17 protein-coding genes are annotated in these 14,155 nt (G+C 54.5%); 16 read left to right on the top strand and 1 reads right to left on the bottom strand.

Annotated features, from left to right (window positions below; genetic code table 11):
* Window positions 1-45 precede the first annotated feature (45 nt).
* A complete protein-coding gene (locus VE009_RS05080) occupies window positions 46-1,002 on the top strand; it encodes a calcium/sodium antiporter (protein WP_325006324.1) in 957 nt (318 codons plus the stop codon).
* Between the two features lie 83 nt (window positions 1,003-1,085).
* Here the strand turns inward: VE009_RS05080 and VE009_RS05075 are convergent, their stop codons facing one another.
* The gene (locus VE009_RS05075; protein WP_325006323.1) at window positions 1,086-1,703 is read right to left on the bottom strand and encodes a GntR family transcriptional regulator; all 618 of its coding nucleotides are present in this window, start codon (window positions 1,701-1,703) and stop codon (window positions 1,086-1,088) included.
* Window positions 1,704-1,930: 227 nt separating this feature from the next.
* On the opposite strand from VE009_RS05075, the gene garR reads away from it, so the two are divergent.
* The 15 genes from garR to VE009_RS05000 all read left to right on the top strand — a co-directional run bounded on the left by garR (window position 1,931) and on the right by VE009_RS05000 (window position 14,079).
* Window positions 1,931-2,821: a 2-hydroxy-3-oxopropionate reductase gene (gene garR, locus VE009_RS05070; RefSeq protein WP_325006322.1), complete on the top strand. Its 891-nt coding sequence runs from the start codon at window positions 1,931-1,933 to the stop codon at window positions 2,819-2,821.
* Window positions 2,822-2,858: 37 nt separating this feature from the next.
* Entirely contained in the window at window positions 2,859-4,205 is a 1,347-nt protein-coding gene (locus tag VE009_RS05065) for a GntP family permease (RefSeq protein WP_325006321.1), read from the top strand.
* Between the two features lie 32 nt (window positions 4,206-4,237).
* The gene (locus tag VE009_RS05060; protein ID WP_414694781.1) at window positions 4,238-5,674 is read left to right on the top strand and encodes a four-carbon acid sugar kinase family protein; all 1,437 of its coding nucleotides are present in this window, start codon (window positions 4,238-4,240) and stop codon (window positions 5,672-5,674) included.
* A 70-nt stretch (window positions 5,675-5,744) separates the two neighbouring features.
* A complete protein-coding gene (locus tag VE009_RS05055; protein ID WP_325006320.1) occupies window positions 5,745-6,593 on the top strand; it encodes a class II fructose-bisphosphate aldolase in 849 nt (282 codons plus the stop codon).
* Between the two features lie 201 nt (window positions 6,594-6,794).
* Window positions 6,795-6,995, top strand: coding sequence for a cold-shock protein (locus tag VE009_RS05050; protein WP_325006319.1), 201 nt, complete (start codon window positions 6,795-6,797; stop codon window positions 6,993-6,995).
* A gap of 10 nt (window positions 6,996-7,005) precedes the next feature.
* Window positions 7,006-7,344, top strand: a complete 339-nt coding sequence (locus VE009_RS05045; RefSeq protein ID WP_325006318.1) for a cold-shock protein — start codon at window positions 7,006-7,008, stop codon at window positions 7,342-7,344.
* Window positions 7,345-7,760: 416 nt separating this feature from the next.
* Window positions 7,761-8,108: a DUF192 domain-containing protein gene (locus VE009_RS05040; RefSeq protein ID WP_325006357.1), complete on the top strand. Its 348-nt coding sequence runs from the start codon at window positions 7,761-7,763 to the stop codon at window positions 8,106-8,108.
* 34 nt (window positions 8,109-8,142) lie between these two features.
* Window positions 8,143-8,319 (top strand): Flp family type IVb pilin, encoded by a 177-nt coding sequence (locus VE009_RS05035; protein ID WP_325006317.1) that lies wholly within the window; start codon window positions 8,143-8,145, stop codon window positions 8,317-8,319.
* 68 nt (window positions 8,320-8,387) lie between these two features.
* A complete protein-coding gene (locus tag VE009_RS05030) occupies window positions 8,388-8,903 on the top strand; it encodes an A24 family peptidase (protein ID WP_325006316.1) in 516 nt (171 codons plus the stop codon).
* A complete protein-coding gene (locus VE009_RS05025; RefSeq protein WP_325006315.1) occupies window positions 8,879-9,274 on the top strand; it encodes a TadE family protein in 396 nt (131 codons plus the stop codon). The genes VE009_RS05030 and VE009_RS05025 overlap by 25 nt, the downstream gene beginning before the upstream one ends.
* A 4-nt stretch (window positions 9,275-9,278) precedes the next feature.
* Window positions 9,279-10,220: a pilus assembly protein TadG-related protein gene (locus VE009_RS05020; RefSeq protein WP_325006314.1), complete on the top strand. Its 942-nt coding sequence runs from the start codon at window positions 9,279-9,281 to the stop codon at window positions 10,218-10,220.
* A gap of 14 nt (window positions 10,221-10,234) precedes the next feature.
* A complete protein-coding gene (gene cpaB, locus VE009_RS05015) occupies window positions 10,235-10,954 on the top strand; it encodes a Flp pilus assembly protein CpaB (RefSeq protein WP_325006313.1) in 720 nt (239 codons plus the stop codon).
* Between the two features lie 2 nt (window positions 10,955-10,956).
* Window positions 10,957-11,778 carry an AAA family ATPase gene (locus tag VE009_RS05010; protein ID WP_325006312.1) on the top strand — a complete coding sequence of 274 codons (822 nt, stop codon included), beginning with the start codon at window positions 10,957-10,959 and terminating at the stop codon, window positions 11,776-11,778.
* Window positions 11,775-13,130, top strand: a complete 1,356-nt coding sequence (locus tag VE009_RS05005) for a CpaF family protein (RefSeq protein WP_325006311.1) — start codon at window positions 11,775-11,777, stop codon at window positions 13,128-13,130. The genes VE009_RS05010 and VE009_RS05005 overlap by 4 nt, the downstream gene beginning before the upstream one ends.
* A 1-nt stretch (window position 13,131) precedes the next feature.
* On the top strand, window positions 13,132-14,079 hold the full coding sequence (locus VE009_RS05000) for a type II secretion system F family protein (protein ID WP_325006310.1): 948 nt from the start codon (window positions 13,132-13,134) through the stop codon (window positions 14,077-14,079).
* Window positions 14,080-14,155 lie beyond the last annotated feature (76 nt).

Below are 14,155 nucleotides of genomic sequence, written 5' to 3'. Positions count from 1 at the left end.
GAACATCCCCCTTGCGTCAAATATAGAAGAAGGGGCGGAAACAAGTTGAGTTATCTCTTGTTAATGGTTGGCTTTGCCCTGCTAATCTTGGGAGCGAATTATTTTGTAGAGGGTTCTTCGAAGATCGCCGCTTACTTTCGCGTACCTCCGATTCTCATCGGTCTAACGATCGTAGCTTTCGGAACGGGCTCGCCGGAGGCGACGGTCAGCATTATTGCCGCATTAAATCAGAACGCGGGGGTTTCGCTCGGGAACGTCATCGGCAGCAACGTCTTTAATACGGCTTTCGTAGTCGGCGTGGTGGCGATCATCATGGCCATTCAAGTGAAAGGCGAAACGATCAAAAAGGAAATCCCCTTTACGTTTCTCGCCAGTTTCGTTCTTCTCGTCTTGATTAGCGATTATAGTTTGCAGCAGAGCGCTATCAATGTCATTACTCGCGGAGACGGTATCATCCTGCTGTTGTTTTTTGCCATTTTCATGTATTACATCTTCGAAGCGGCGCGCAATAGCCGGGAGGAAGGCGGCACGCAAGCCGCTTCGGTTGGGAATGCAACTTTGGGCAAACCTATATTTTTCGGCGCGGCAGGACTGGCGGCCATTATTTACGGAGGTCATCTGGTCGTTCAGCACAGCACGATCATCGCGCTGCGGTGGGGCATGACGGAAACATTAGTGGGGCTGACGATCGTGGCGGTGGGCACTTCATTGCCGGAATTGGTCACTTCGGTTGCCGCGGCGCTTAAGAAGCAGAACGAAATCGCCGTGGGGAACGTCGTGGGGAGCAACATTTTCAACATTTTGTTTGTGCTAGGGGTCTCGGCTGTCATTTCTCCTTTGGGCGTAGAACGGGTTATGGTGACCGACGTCGTTATATTGATCGTTCTCACGGCGCTATTGTTCGTCGTTTCCAGAACCCACTACAAGGTCGGAAGAATCGAAGGGATGGTTCTAACCTTGTCCTATATCGGGTATATGGCTTACGTGATGATACGAGGCTAGCGGGAAACGCAGATAGATATTGCTTTCGCGTTTCGCCGAACCTACAGCCCCAATTCCGTCGGAATTGGGGCTGTAGGCGAGTGCTATTGTTTCAGCAGATGAAGCGAAAACTCCAAATCGGCCCGGAGATGGTCCTGCATGAGCCGTTCCGCCAAATCCCCGTCATGCGCGCGGATGGCATCGTGGATCTCTTGATGTTCATCGAGCAGGAAGGGGCGCTTATAGATAACGACAGTCTTCCGAAACAAGTAAATAATGGATTGCATCCGATCGATAATATCGATCATTTGAGGGTTTTTGCTCGATTGTATGATCAAATTATGAAATTCCTCGTTCGCCCTCATCGTTTCCTCGTCAGGGCCCAGGCGGGCAGCGGTAATGCTGGCTTGGAGCTTGTCCACCGTGGCCTCGTCCATAAACGCGGCCGCGCAGCGAGCCGAGTACCCCTCCAGCAAAATACGCACCTGAAAAATGTTGCTCAAGTCGGTGGCCGTCGGGTTGACGACTCGTTTTTGCCGAATCAGCCCCTCCTGCTCCAGCTTGCGGATCGATTCGCGAATCGGCGTCCGGCTGACGCCTAGTTCCTCCGCCAATCGTTCCTCCACGAGCTTGGTGCCCCGAGGATATTCGCCATTTAAAATTTTATCCCGAATAAATTCGTACGAGCTTAAGTAGGCCCGTTGTGACGGCTGCTTGCTCATCGCAATTCCCTTTCTGGTTCCGTTTCCTCATGCATATTTCGCTATTTTCTTATTCATAATAACCAAAAGGCGCTGGAAGGACAAAGAAAAAGAATGTAAGACCTTCCAAAAGGGGTAAGGCAACAAGACTATTGTATCCACGAATTAAAAAAATGTATACAAAAAATAAATTGTTGTGTACAATGACGATAGATATCACAATGAAAGCGCTTTAGGAGGTATTTTCAATGAAGGTTGGTTTTATTGGAATCGGCATTATGGGGAAACCGATGTCGCGCAACTTATTGAAGCATGGTTATGAATTGACGATTACCGACGTGAATCAAGCGGCGGTCGACGAGTTGGTTCAGGAAGGCGCCAAGAGTGCCGCAACGCCGGCGGAGGTTGCGCGTGTAAGCGATATCATCATTACAATGCTGCCGAACAACGAGATCGTTAAGAACGTCATTCTTGGCGAGAACGGCATCGTTCAAGGCGCGAAGCCCGGTACGATCGTCGTCGACATGAGCTCGGTGTCGCCGATCGTTTCGAGAGAGGTCGCCGCCGCACTGCGAGAGCGCGGGCTGCATCTGCTGGACGCTCCGGTCAGCGGGGGCGAGCCGAAAGCGATCGACGGAACGCTGTCGATCATGGTCGGCGGGGATGAGGAAGTATTCAAGAAAGCAGAGCCCGTCTTGGCCGCAATGGGGAAAGATATTACATTGGTCGGGGCCAACGGCTGCGGGTCCATCGCGAAGCTCGCGAACCAAATCATCGTGAACGTCAACATCGCCGCGATGTCCGAAGCGTTCGTCTTAGCCGCCAAAACGGGTATCGACGTGGAGAAGATGTATCAAGCGATTCGCGGAGGATTGGCCGGCAGCACCGTTCTGGACGCGAAAGCGCCGATGGTATTGGAGCGCAACTTTACACCGGGCGGCCGGGTCGATATCAACATGAAGGACCTGACCAACGTGATGGAAACGGCGGAGCAGGAGAACGTGCCGCTGCCGTTGACAAGCCACGTCCTGAACATCTTCGCAACGTTGAAGTCGGAAGGCAAGCAAGGCTTGGATCATAGCGGGATCGTTCAGTATTACGAAAACCTGGCCGGGGTTACGGTCGAAAAACGAAAATAAGGTTACTACGGTAACCTAAAAGGAGAATTTACAAGCCATGGTTACGGGTCCAATGTTGATCGTGATTTTTCTGCTGGCGTTAGCCGCATTGTTCTTCCTCATCTTGAAGGTCAAGCTGGAGCCTTTCTTGTCCTTGATTCTCGTCGCCTTCGCTACGGCGCTGGTCATCGGCATGCCGATTAAGGACATCCCCGGGGTGGTCACGACCGGCTTCGGCAATACGCTGGCGGGCGTCGGCATCCTTATCGGTCTCGGCGTAATTTTCGGTCAATTCCTGGCCGCATCCGGCGCTGTAGAGAAAATCGCGCAAGCGGTTCTCAAGGCGTTCGGCGCGAAGAAGTCGCCTGCCGGGCTCGGACTGACGGGGACGATCGTATCCATCCCTGTATTCTTCGACGCCGCGTTCGTCATCTTGAGCGGTTTGATCAAAAGCTTGGCCAACAAAACGGGTATCGCCGTGATGAGCTTCGTCACTGCCCTCGGCGTGGGCTTGATCGTTTCGCACAACATGGTTGCGCCGACGCCGGGACCGCTCGTGGTCGCCGAAAACACCGGTTCCGACTTAGGCTTGTTCATTTTGTACGGCATTCTTTGCGCGATTCCGGCCACGTTGGTAGGCGGGTATCTGTACGGCATGTATATCGGCAAGCGTTTGAAGCATTCGGGCGAAATTCAAGTGGAAGGCGCGCCGGAGCAGCAGGCGAAGCCGCGCAAAGAAATCAGCACGGGCCTTTCGTTCGCGATGCTTTGCCTGCCGATCGTGTTGATTTTGTTAAATACGATTACGAAGCTCATGTTCCCTGATACGGCGATTTCTTCGATCTTCGGCTTCATCGGGGACAAAAACATCGCGCTTCTGATCAGTACGGTGGTTGCGATCGTCGTGCTTCGTCCTTACATTGCCGAGGATTACGACAATTTGTATTCGGAAGCGATCAATTCGGCCGGCATCATCATTTTGATTACCGGCGCGGGCGGGGCGTTCGGCGCGGTCATTAACAAAAGCGGCATCGGCGATTATCTCATCGGCACGATGCAAGACCTGAGCATTCCGATCCTGCTGCTCGCGTTCATTTTCTCGCAAATTTTGAGGGCTTCCCTCGGCTCCGCGACAGTGGCGCTCGTGACGACTTCCAGCATTTTGGGACCGATGATCGGCGATTTGGGCGTCTCCCCGATTTTGCTCGGCCTCGCGATTTGCGCCGGCGGCATCGGATTGTCGCTCCCGAACGATTCGGGCTTCTGGGTCGTCAGCAGATTCGGCAAGCTTACGGTCACGCAAACCTTGAAGGCATGGACGTTAGGCGGATTCATCGCAGGTTTGACGGCGCTCGCGACGGTATTTGTATTGAGCTTGTTCAGCGGTATTTTGCCGGGTATCTAAACGGGTAAAGGTAGGCGTTAAAGGTGCAAAACATCATCGGAAACAGATTGGCGAGAGAAGTATTCGAAAACCATACTGAAATCGACCGCGGTCTCGTACAAAGAACATTAGAGAACGAGCTGCGGGGATTGAACAGAAAAATCGTCGTTCTGGACGACGATCCGACGGGCGTTCAAACGGTGCACGGCGTGTCGGTATATACGGATTGGTCGCTTGAAAGCATCGAACAAGGCTTCCGCGAGGAACGGTCCATGTTCTTCATCCTGACGAATTCCCGGGGGATGATCGCAAGCGAGAGCGAAGCGGCGCATCGGGAAATCGCGGAGAACGTGGCGCAGGTATCGAAGAAGCTGGACCGACCGTTCTTGATCGTCAGCCGGGGCGACTCGACCCTGAGGGGGCACTATCCCTTAGAGACGGAGACGTTGAAGAACACGGTCGAGGAACGTTCCGAGCTGCGCTTCGACGGCGAAGTGATCCTGCCCTTCTTCCGGGAGGGCGGCCGCTTCACCGTCGACAACATTCACTACGTTCAATACGGGGATGAGCTGGTTCCCGCCGGGGCGACGGAGTTCGCGAAGGATCGGACCTTCGGTTACGCGAGCTCGCATCTGGGCGAATGGGTAGAGGAAAAGTCGGGCGGCCGGTATAAGGCCGAGAACGCGACCTATATCGCTCTCGAGGATCTTCGGACGGTCAACGTCGATCGCATCGTCGAACAGCTGCTTCAAGTGAAGGGGTTTAATAAAGTAATCGTCAACGCCGTCGATTACGCGGACGTGGAAGTGTTCGCGATCGCGCTCGTTCGGGCGATCAACGCCGGCAAAAACTTCCTATTCCGCACCGCGGCCGCGTTCACGAAGGTGATCGGCGGCATCGCCGACAAGCCGCTTCTCCGGCGGGAAGAGCTGATTCGGGAGGATCGCGGGAACGGCGGCCTCGTGCTCGTCGGCTCTCACGTCAAGAAGACGACGGAGCAGCTGGAAGAGTTGAAACGATGCGACTTCATCGAGTTCATCCAGCTGGACAGCCATCTGGTCGTAGAACCGGAGAAGTTCGCGGCCGAGGTGGATCGGGTCATCGCCGAGGTGGAGAAGCTCGTAGCCGCAGGGAAAACGGTAACGGTGTACACGAGACGGGAGAGACTCGACCTCGGGGAAGGCATGCAAGAGGAAGAGCTGAAGCAGTCCGTGAAGATCGCGGATGCGGTGACAAGCATCGTGCAGCGATTGCAGGTTCGCCCGAATTACATTGTGGCGAAAGGCGGCATCACGTCGAGCGACATCGGGACCAAAGGTCTTCAAGTGAAGCGCGCGACCGTCGCCGGGCAGATCAAACCGGGGATTCCGGTCTGGATCACGGGGGACGAAAGTAAGTTTCCTGGGATCGCTTATATCATTTTCCCGGGGAACGTCGGCGCGACAACGACGCTGCGGGAAACGGTAGAGCTGCTGGAGAACAAATCATAATTCAGAGGCGTATACGACGATCATACGGTCGGTCGTATGCGCCTATCTACATTTCGTGGGGGCCGATCCGATGTTAGTGAATACGAAACAAATTCTCGAAGACGCGCAGCGGGGGCAGTATGCCGTTGCCGCCTTTAACGTCTATAACTTAGAAACGGTACAAGCCGCTATCGGCGCCGCGGAGAAGGAAGGGCAGCCGGTCATTATCGCGTTGGGAGAGCGGTACTTCCCGACGGTCGACGTCGAAGGTTTTGCGGCGCTCGTGCTCGCGTTGGCGGCGAAGAGCCGCGTGCCGGTGGCGCTTCATCTCGACCATGCCTATGAGAAATCGTCGATCGTACGCGCCATCCGCTGCGGATTCACGTCCGTCATGTACGACGGTTCGAAATTCGCGCTGGAAGAGAACATCGCCCGGACGAAAGAGATCGTCGAAATCGCTCATATGGCGGGCGTGTCCGTCGAAGCGGAGATCGGCTCCGTCGCCAGAGGCGCATTCTCCGATGAGGAGGAAGGGGACGGTACGCTGACGGATCCGGAGTCCGCCCGCCGTTTCGTCGCCGAAACCGGCGTCGACTTCTTGGCCGCCGCGATCGGCACGGTACATGGTATGTACACGGGGGAGCCGAAGATCGACCTCGCTCTTCTCGATCGGATTCGCGAGGCGGTGCATGTTCCGCTCGTCCTGCATGGCGGGTCGGGGACGCCGGACGACGTCATCACGAAAGCGATTCGCGCAGGGATTTGCAAAATCAACGTCAACACCGAGGTGTCGATGGCGGCGGTCGCTCAGTTATTGGAATTTTCCGCCGATCCGTCGGCAGGCAAAGCCCATCTTTCCACGATCATGGCCAATATGCAGCAAGCTATGGAACCGGTCATGACGAAATTCGTCCGGCTGTTAGCGCATAAGGGACGGTAAAGCAAGCATCCGCAAGAGGATGATCGGCAAGATGCAAAAAGGATGTTTGCTATTGCCGCGAAACTGTGTTACGATGAACGTATCGTATATGAGACTTCAAAGTCACGTATTGGGAAGGGTTGCGATGCTGCCTGAACCGATGCGTGACTTTTTTTGTAAGGGTCCATGTAAGAAAAATTTATCTCATGTGGGGGTACAATGATGCAACAGGGAACAGTGAAATGGTTTAACGCAGAGAAAGGCTTTGGCTTTATCCAGGTAGAGGGCGGGGACGATGTATTCGTTCATTTCAGCGCCATTACGGGCGACGGGTACAAGTCGCTGGACGAAGGACAACGCGTCGAATTTAACGTCGTTAGAGGCAACCGCGGACAGCAAGCTGAGAACGTAGTAAAACTGTAAAACGGAATCGATGAATACGGCTGCTCCTTCATTCAAGGTAAGGGGCAGTCTTTTTTTGTTTCGACTTTTGAAAGGCCATGGAAGGGGAGGTCAAAGTATGAATTTTTCTCGGAGGAGACCGTTGGAGGATTTCCCGACGGAAATGACCGCGATCTGGTCGTGTACGAGGGAAGATTGCAATGGCTGGATGCGGAACAATTATTCATTCGAGGATGTCCCCGCTTGTCCGCAATGCAAATCGCCGATGATCAGCAGCATGAAAGACCTTCCGATCCTTGTAGACTCAAGCTACGGAGTTAAGGCGGCAATAAAGAACATGAACGAAAAGCGAAATGTCCCTGCGCAGTAAACGGAGAATTCGTTCGCGCGACAAACGGAAGCCATCCCGCCCGGGAGGCTTCCGTTTTTATTTTCCGCGGATAGGTATTCCCTCCCGACAATCCACGTCGATATCCCTCTTCCTACCTATGAGGAAAGCTTGATATGCCGGGCTTTTTCTCCTTTGTTCTAGATACCCTTTGTATCAAAATGGCGAGCTTAAAAGAGCCGAAAATCCCAAGTTTATAAGGTTAAACACATAAAGTATGAAAAAAATCCTTGCGTTTTGTAAAAACATGTTGTAATTTGTAGATACAAAATGTATCGGCCAATCCGACTAGGTCCTACTTACCGAGGATGCGGAGCAGCCGAAGTAGGAGGTCGACGCGTTCGGTTCCCCAAATCCGGAATTGATTGATTTTGGACCCTTGGCTGGTGGCGGATCAGATGATGGCGCTAGTGAATGTAACGAATGGCAAACTGTTGGCGGACGATGTTGCGAAGGCCCATTGTTTTTTGACGAGGTTGAAGGGACTGCTGTTCACGAGGGACTTTCATTACGGACAAGCTCTTCATATTCAACCGTGCAACCAAATTCATACGTTGTTCATGAAGTATGCGATCGATGTCCTGCACTTGAATGAAAGCTGCGAGGTCGTAGGAATCGAGGAGAACGTGCGGCCGGGGAGAGTCGGGCGCAAGTTCGCCGGAACCGTTTCGGTCGTCGAGCTTCCCTCCGGAACAGTCAACTTGACCCATACGGAGCTCGGGCACAAGCTAAGTTTCTTTTCGTAGGATTACATAATATTTCATATGAGGAGTGATTGTCGTGGTAAATAAGTTGAAGCAATTGGTGAAAGAGGAACAAGGTCAAGGGATGACGGAGTACGGTATGCTGCTGGGTCTGATCGCCGTCGCATGCGTTGCGGCGTTGATCGCCTTCAGGACGGAAATTACGGCGTTGTTTACGGAGCTCAGCACGACCGTGCGGAACATCGTACCTTAAGCTGCAGATCGTTATCAGTTAGCCCTACGTTGAAGTGCGTAGGGCTAATTTTAAAAATAAGGCGGTGCATGATGTACTGGCTGCAGCACGGACTTCTACTTATGGTGTTGATCATTTGTACCATTACCGATTTGAAAAAAAGGAAGATTTACAATAACGTGCTGTTCCCGGGCATACTGGCCGCGATCGCCATCCATACCGTCTTAGACGGCTGGCACGGGATCGCAGCTGCGCTGTTAGGCTTGCTGGCCGGCTTGGCGATACTGCTGATTCCTTATTTGCTCGGAGGGATCGGGGCCGGAGATGTGAAGCTGCTCGCTTTCGTCGGAGCCGCGGAAGGAGCTCGGTTCGTTCTTCAAGCGTCGCTGTATATGGCGATCTTGGGAGCCATAATGGCTGCGGGCGTGCTGCTTCTCCGGCCGAAGGGGCGGGAGCACCTGAAGCGGGCGATCTTCGCCGTCGCCGGAGGCTTGCGCGGAGGAAGCTTTCCAGAGACTCGGACGACCCCTGGAACCGACATTTACCCTTACGGACCAGCCATTGCCGGAGGTGCGGCCCTATGCCTATTCGCATTAAGCGTTTGATCAAAAGCGAAAGAGGGCAATCCATCGTCGAATTCGCCCTTGTGGTTCCTATTTTTTTATTCATGATTACGGGCGTCGTCGACCTCAGCCGGGCGATTTACACGCAGATGCAGTTGAACTTCCTCGTTCAAGAAGCCGTGCGGCTGGGGGGGACGGGAAGCTCGGATACGGAAATCGCCGATTACGTGTCCGACAACTTCCAAGGCGACCGTTCCCGATTACGCTGTGCCATCACGCCGGGACAAGCCTCGCGCAAGCCCGGGGATTATATGAAAGTAACCGTGAATTACTCAATGTCTTATGTCACCCCTCTTCTAAGCGCAACCCCGCTGTCCGACGTAAGCGTGGAATCTACGATCCGTATGGAGTAAACCAATGAGAAGATTTATAAAGCGCCAAGAAGGCGGCATTCTCGTTCTCGCAGCGTTAACCCTCTCGATTTGTATGCTGTTCGCGGCGGTCTTGCTTGACGTTGGACTGCTCTACATGACGAAATCAAAGCTGCGTCAAATCGCGAATGCGGCGGTGCTCTCGGCGGCGCAGGAACTGACGCATACGGAAACCGACGTGAACGCCGTGTTGAACGACATACTAACGGCGCAGCAAGCCCGAGGCTTGGTAAGCAAGGTCGAAATGGATAGGAACCGGAGTTTGACTCTCCGCCTGGAGCAAGAAGTATCCACGGTATTTGCGCCGCTGATCGGTTTCGACGCCATGACGGTGAGCGCCGAAGCTCAAGCGGTATTGGCTCCGATCGGCAGGGGGAAGGGAGCGGTTCCGATCGCGATGCTCGATTCGGTCAGCTTCGTGAAGGATACGGTATACAGCTTGCAGCTGATCCCGAGTGCGACGAATTTGTTGACCTCCACGCTGAACGGGGTAGGGAGCTTCGGGGTACTGCGTCTGCTAGGACCGGGAGCTAATCTGTACGGGCAGGATCTGCGCACTGGCTTCAGCGGAACCGTGGGCGTGAACGATGTCCTGTCGGTGCAACTCGGGAATGTTCTTAGCGCGTTGGCGACGGATACGCGGAACGCCATTAACGACCGAATCAGCCGCTGCCCGCATCCGCCGGGGGAAACATACCATCGGGATTGCTCGAGAGTCATGTTGATTCCGTTGTACCGCGCCCATCTAATCAGCGAAGGTCAACTCGTAAATGTGAAAATAACAGGCTTTGCTTATTTCTACTTGTTAGAACCCATGGGCCTTCTAGATACAGCGGTGAAGGGGAAATTTATTGACCGCGTAGGGACCGGCCATTTTGTCGACGGCGCCCTAGATCGCGGAGCTTATACCATAAGATTGGTGGAATAGGTGAAAACATGAGGATGAATACGAAAACGATCATGCTGCTCGCGATCGTCATGGGTTTGTTCACGACCTTGGCTTTCTATAAGTACACGGAAGGGAAGAGCACCGCCCTTGCGGCCGAGGAGCCGTACGTCGAGGTGTTCGCCGCCAAAGCGCCCATTCCGAGAAATCAGAAAATCACTCCGGATCTGGTGGAGAAAATTTCGGTGCCTCAAAACATGCTGCTTCCCTCGGCGGTGACGGATTTGGCGGACATCGAAGGGAAGTTCGCGACGACGGATTTGGAGCAGGGGGAGCAAATTTTACAGCACAGAGTACGCAGTCAAACGGAGGAGGCCGAAAAGCTGAATCGCAAAATTACGGAAGGGTATCGCGCCGTGTCCGTAGCCGTCGATTACGTGCAGTCGGTATCCAATCTCGTAAGACCGGAAGATCGCGTAGATATTTTGTACGTCAAACATCCGGCGGAGCCTGGAAAGACGCCGGGTCCCGCGAAGGTGCTGCTGAAAAATGTCCGCGTCCTGGCGGTCGGTCAGGCGCTGACGGAAGAGGCGTCGGAGGGGGATTCGGAACATACGAATAACGCCGGCGTGGACGCGGGGAGCGGCGGGGCGTACTCCGCCGTTACGGTGGAGTTGCAGCCGGAAGAAACGATGACCTTGGTCGATGCCGCCGAAACCGGCAAGCTCCAGCTCATTCTTCGCAGCAAAATCGCAGGAACGAAGGAGGGACCATAGACATGAAGGAGCCGCTTCGGAAGCCATGTCAGTGCATTGCGGTATGCGGAGCCAAAGGCGGGGCGGGACGAACGAGCCTGGCGGTGAATTTAGCCGTTACGCTGGCGAAGCAGCACAAGGATCTGAAGATCGGCATATGGGATGCCGACTTTCAGTTCGGCAATGTAAATATGGCGATGAATTTGCTGTCGACCTTGTCGATTAAAGAAGCCGTCGACGCTTACGAGCATCTAGATCGACTGCTGCTCTCCCGTTATTTGCTTCGTCATGAGAGCGGGGTTCGGGTGCTCGCGGCTCCGCCGCGCCCCGAGTATGCCGAATTGATTACGCTTCCGCTGCTGGATAAAGTGATGGGGCTTCTAGCCGAAGAACTGGATTATCTCATCATCGACACGCCGGCGGGATTTCAGGAGACCACATTATTTTTTATGGAGCGGGCGGCCTCCATTCTGATGGTGACTACGCCGGAGTTGAACTCTCTCGTCAATACGAAGGCGATGACCCAGACGCTGGAGGTGCTAGGGCTGAAGAAGCAGATGAAAGTCGTGCTGAACCGCGCCGGGATCGACAGCGTTCTCCAACCCTCCCAGATGGCGGACGTTCTCCAAGCGAATATCGATTATACCATCCCCGACCAATGGGGAACGGCGTCCAAAGCGATCGACTTGGGGATTCCATTCACGACTGTATATGCCGGAACCGAGCTATCACGAGCATACCTTCGCTTGGCGGAAGGGCTGCATACCGGAGTGTCGGAGCGGGACGCTCGCGGCTCTTTGCTGGCGAGGATGGTATCTCTATGGAATAGGAAGGTTACCGTATGAGCTTACTAGAGAAGATTCGCTCCAAGCAAAGCTGGGACGAAGCGAGGCTGGAACGGGGCGTCCACGTCTCCCAAGAGCCGGTGCTCAGTCCGGCCGATATTCAGCGCAACTTTAAGAATAAGCTGCAGAAGAAGGTATTAGCTCAGCTGCAGGAAGAGACCGTCGACGCGGTCGTGGCGAAGCTGGAGCCGATGGCGTTGGAAATTTTAGAAGAGGATACGGCGCTGTACGGGAGAGTGGATCGCGCGAAGGTCATCCAAGACTTGACCAACGATTTAACCGGCTTCGGTCCCATCAACCCGCTGCTGCTCGATCCGGACGTCAGCGAAATCATGGTGAACGGCCCCGCGAAGGTGTATGCGGAGAGGAGAGGGAAGCTCGAGCTGACGGGCATCGAGTTCAGAGACAACGAGCATGTCATGAACGTCATCGAGAAGATCGTCTCCCCGCTCGGCCGAAGAATCGACGAGAGCAATCCGATGGTCGACGCGAGACTCCCCGACGGATCGAGGGTGAATGCCATCATTCCACCCATCGCCCTGAACGGTCCGACAATCACCATTCGCAAATTTGCGAAGGACCCGCTGCGGGCCGAGGATCTCATCCGCTTCGGGACGATCTCCCGGGAGATGGCTGTGTTCCTGGAAGCCTGCGTCAAGGCGAAGTTGAATATTTTCGTCAGCGGGGGCACCGGATCCGGGAAGACCACGACGTTAAACGTGCTCTCCTCCTTCATTCCAAGCGGAGAACGGATCATTACGATCGAAGATGCGGCGGAGCTGCAGCTGTGGCAGGATCATGTCGTCTCGCTGGAGACGCGGCCGAGCAATATCGAAGGGAAGGGCGGCATCGCGATTCGGGATTTGGTTCGCAATGCGCTGCGGATGCGGCCGGAACGAATTATTATCGGCGAGGTTCGAGGGGCCGAAGCGCTCGATATGCTTCAGGCGATGAATACCGGACATGACGGTTCGCTGGCGACGGGACATTCCAACAGTCCGAGGGATATGATCGCCCGCCTGGAGACCATGGTCCTCATGTCGGGTATGGAGTTGCCCGTCCGCGCGATCCGGGATCAAATCGCAGGGGCGATCGATATTATCATTCAACAGTCCCGATTGATGGACGGAACCCGGAAAATCGTAAAAATTACCGAGGTTCAGGGCTTGGAGGGCGATATTATCGTACTTCAGGATATATTCACCTTCGAGCAAACCGGGGTCGATGGGAACGGCCGAATTATCGGGAGGATGGTTCCGACGGGCGTTCGCCCAAGGTTCTACGAGCGGCTCGAGATGTCGGGCATCCACGTGCCTCCTTCCGTCTTCGTAGACGAGAAGGGGTGGGAGTGAGATGGGGTGGATTTTGGTCGTATGCTGCTTCCTTACTTTCGCGCTGGCGTTCACTGCGCTCCTGCAGTGGGGACTGGCGAAGCGCGGGATGGCCGTTCATGAACATGCGGAAAATTTGCGTCACAACAAGCCCGTCGCGGCGAAGCCGGTTTGGGAATGGATGAAGCGGACGAACGGGCGAATCGGCCGGCTCGGGGGCAGAACGAAGGACGGTAAACTCGCGCATTTTTTGAAGGCATCGGGGGTTCCGATTCGGCCGCAGGAATATATCGTCATGCGCGTACTGTCCATGCTGCTGACGGCGGGGCTGCTCTACCTTGTCTTTCACCATATCCCCGCGTTGGTGCTGGGGGCCGTTGCGGGAGTTTGTCTCCCCAGATGGTGGGTGGGCAGGCAGCGGATGAAACGCATAAGGAAATTTAACAGCAAACTCCCCGACTTTATAGTCATTCTGATCGGTTCCCTCAAGGCCGGATACAGCTTTATGCAGGCGCTGAAATCGGCCGAGGAGGAGATGGATTCCCCGTTCAAGGACGAAATTCGTCAGGTCTTGAAAGAGATGCAATACGGAAGCTCGCTCGAGGAGGCGCTTGCCGATCTGCTGGAGAGAATGCCGAATAAAGACTTAGAACTGATTATCGATGCCGTCGTCATTCAAAAGCAAGTAGGCGGCAATCTCGTCGCCATTTTGGAAATTATTCTGCAAACCGTCCGCGACCGCATGAGCGCTCAGCAGCAAATCGTGACCCTGACGGCGCAGGGCAGGCTGTCGGGCATCATTATCGGGCTGCTGCCGATCGGGGTAGGAAGCTTGCTGCACCTTATCGATCCGAGCTACATCACGACGTTGTTCCATAGCACGCTCGGTCTATGCCTGCTGGCCGGCGGAATCGTTCTGGAGCTGACGGGCTTCCTCTTCATACGAAAAATAACAAGGATTGAAGTGTAATGGTCATCCTCATGTATGTATTTTGTTTCGTTACCTTTACCGCCCTTGGGTATGCTTTGGTTACAAATTATTTAGA

Source organism: Paenibacillus sp. (assembly GCF_035645195.1).
In the GTDB taxonomy this organism is placed as follows: Bacteria; Bacillota; Bacilli; order Paenibacillales; family YIM-B00363; genus Paenibacillus_AE.
The sequence above is the reverse complement of the archived record's forward strand: the minus strand, read 5'-3'. Positions and strand labels throughout refer to the sequence as shown.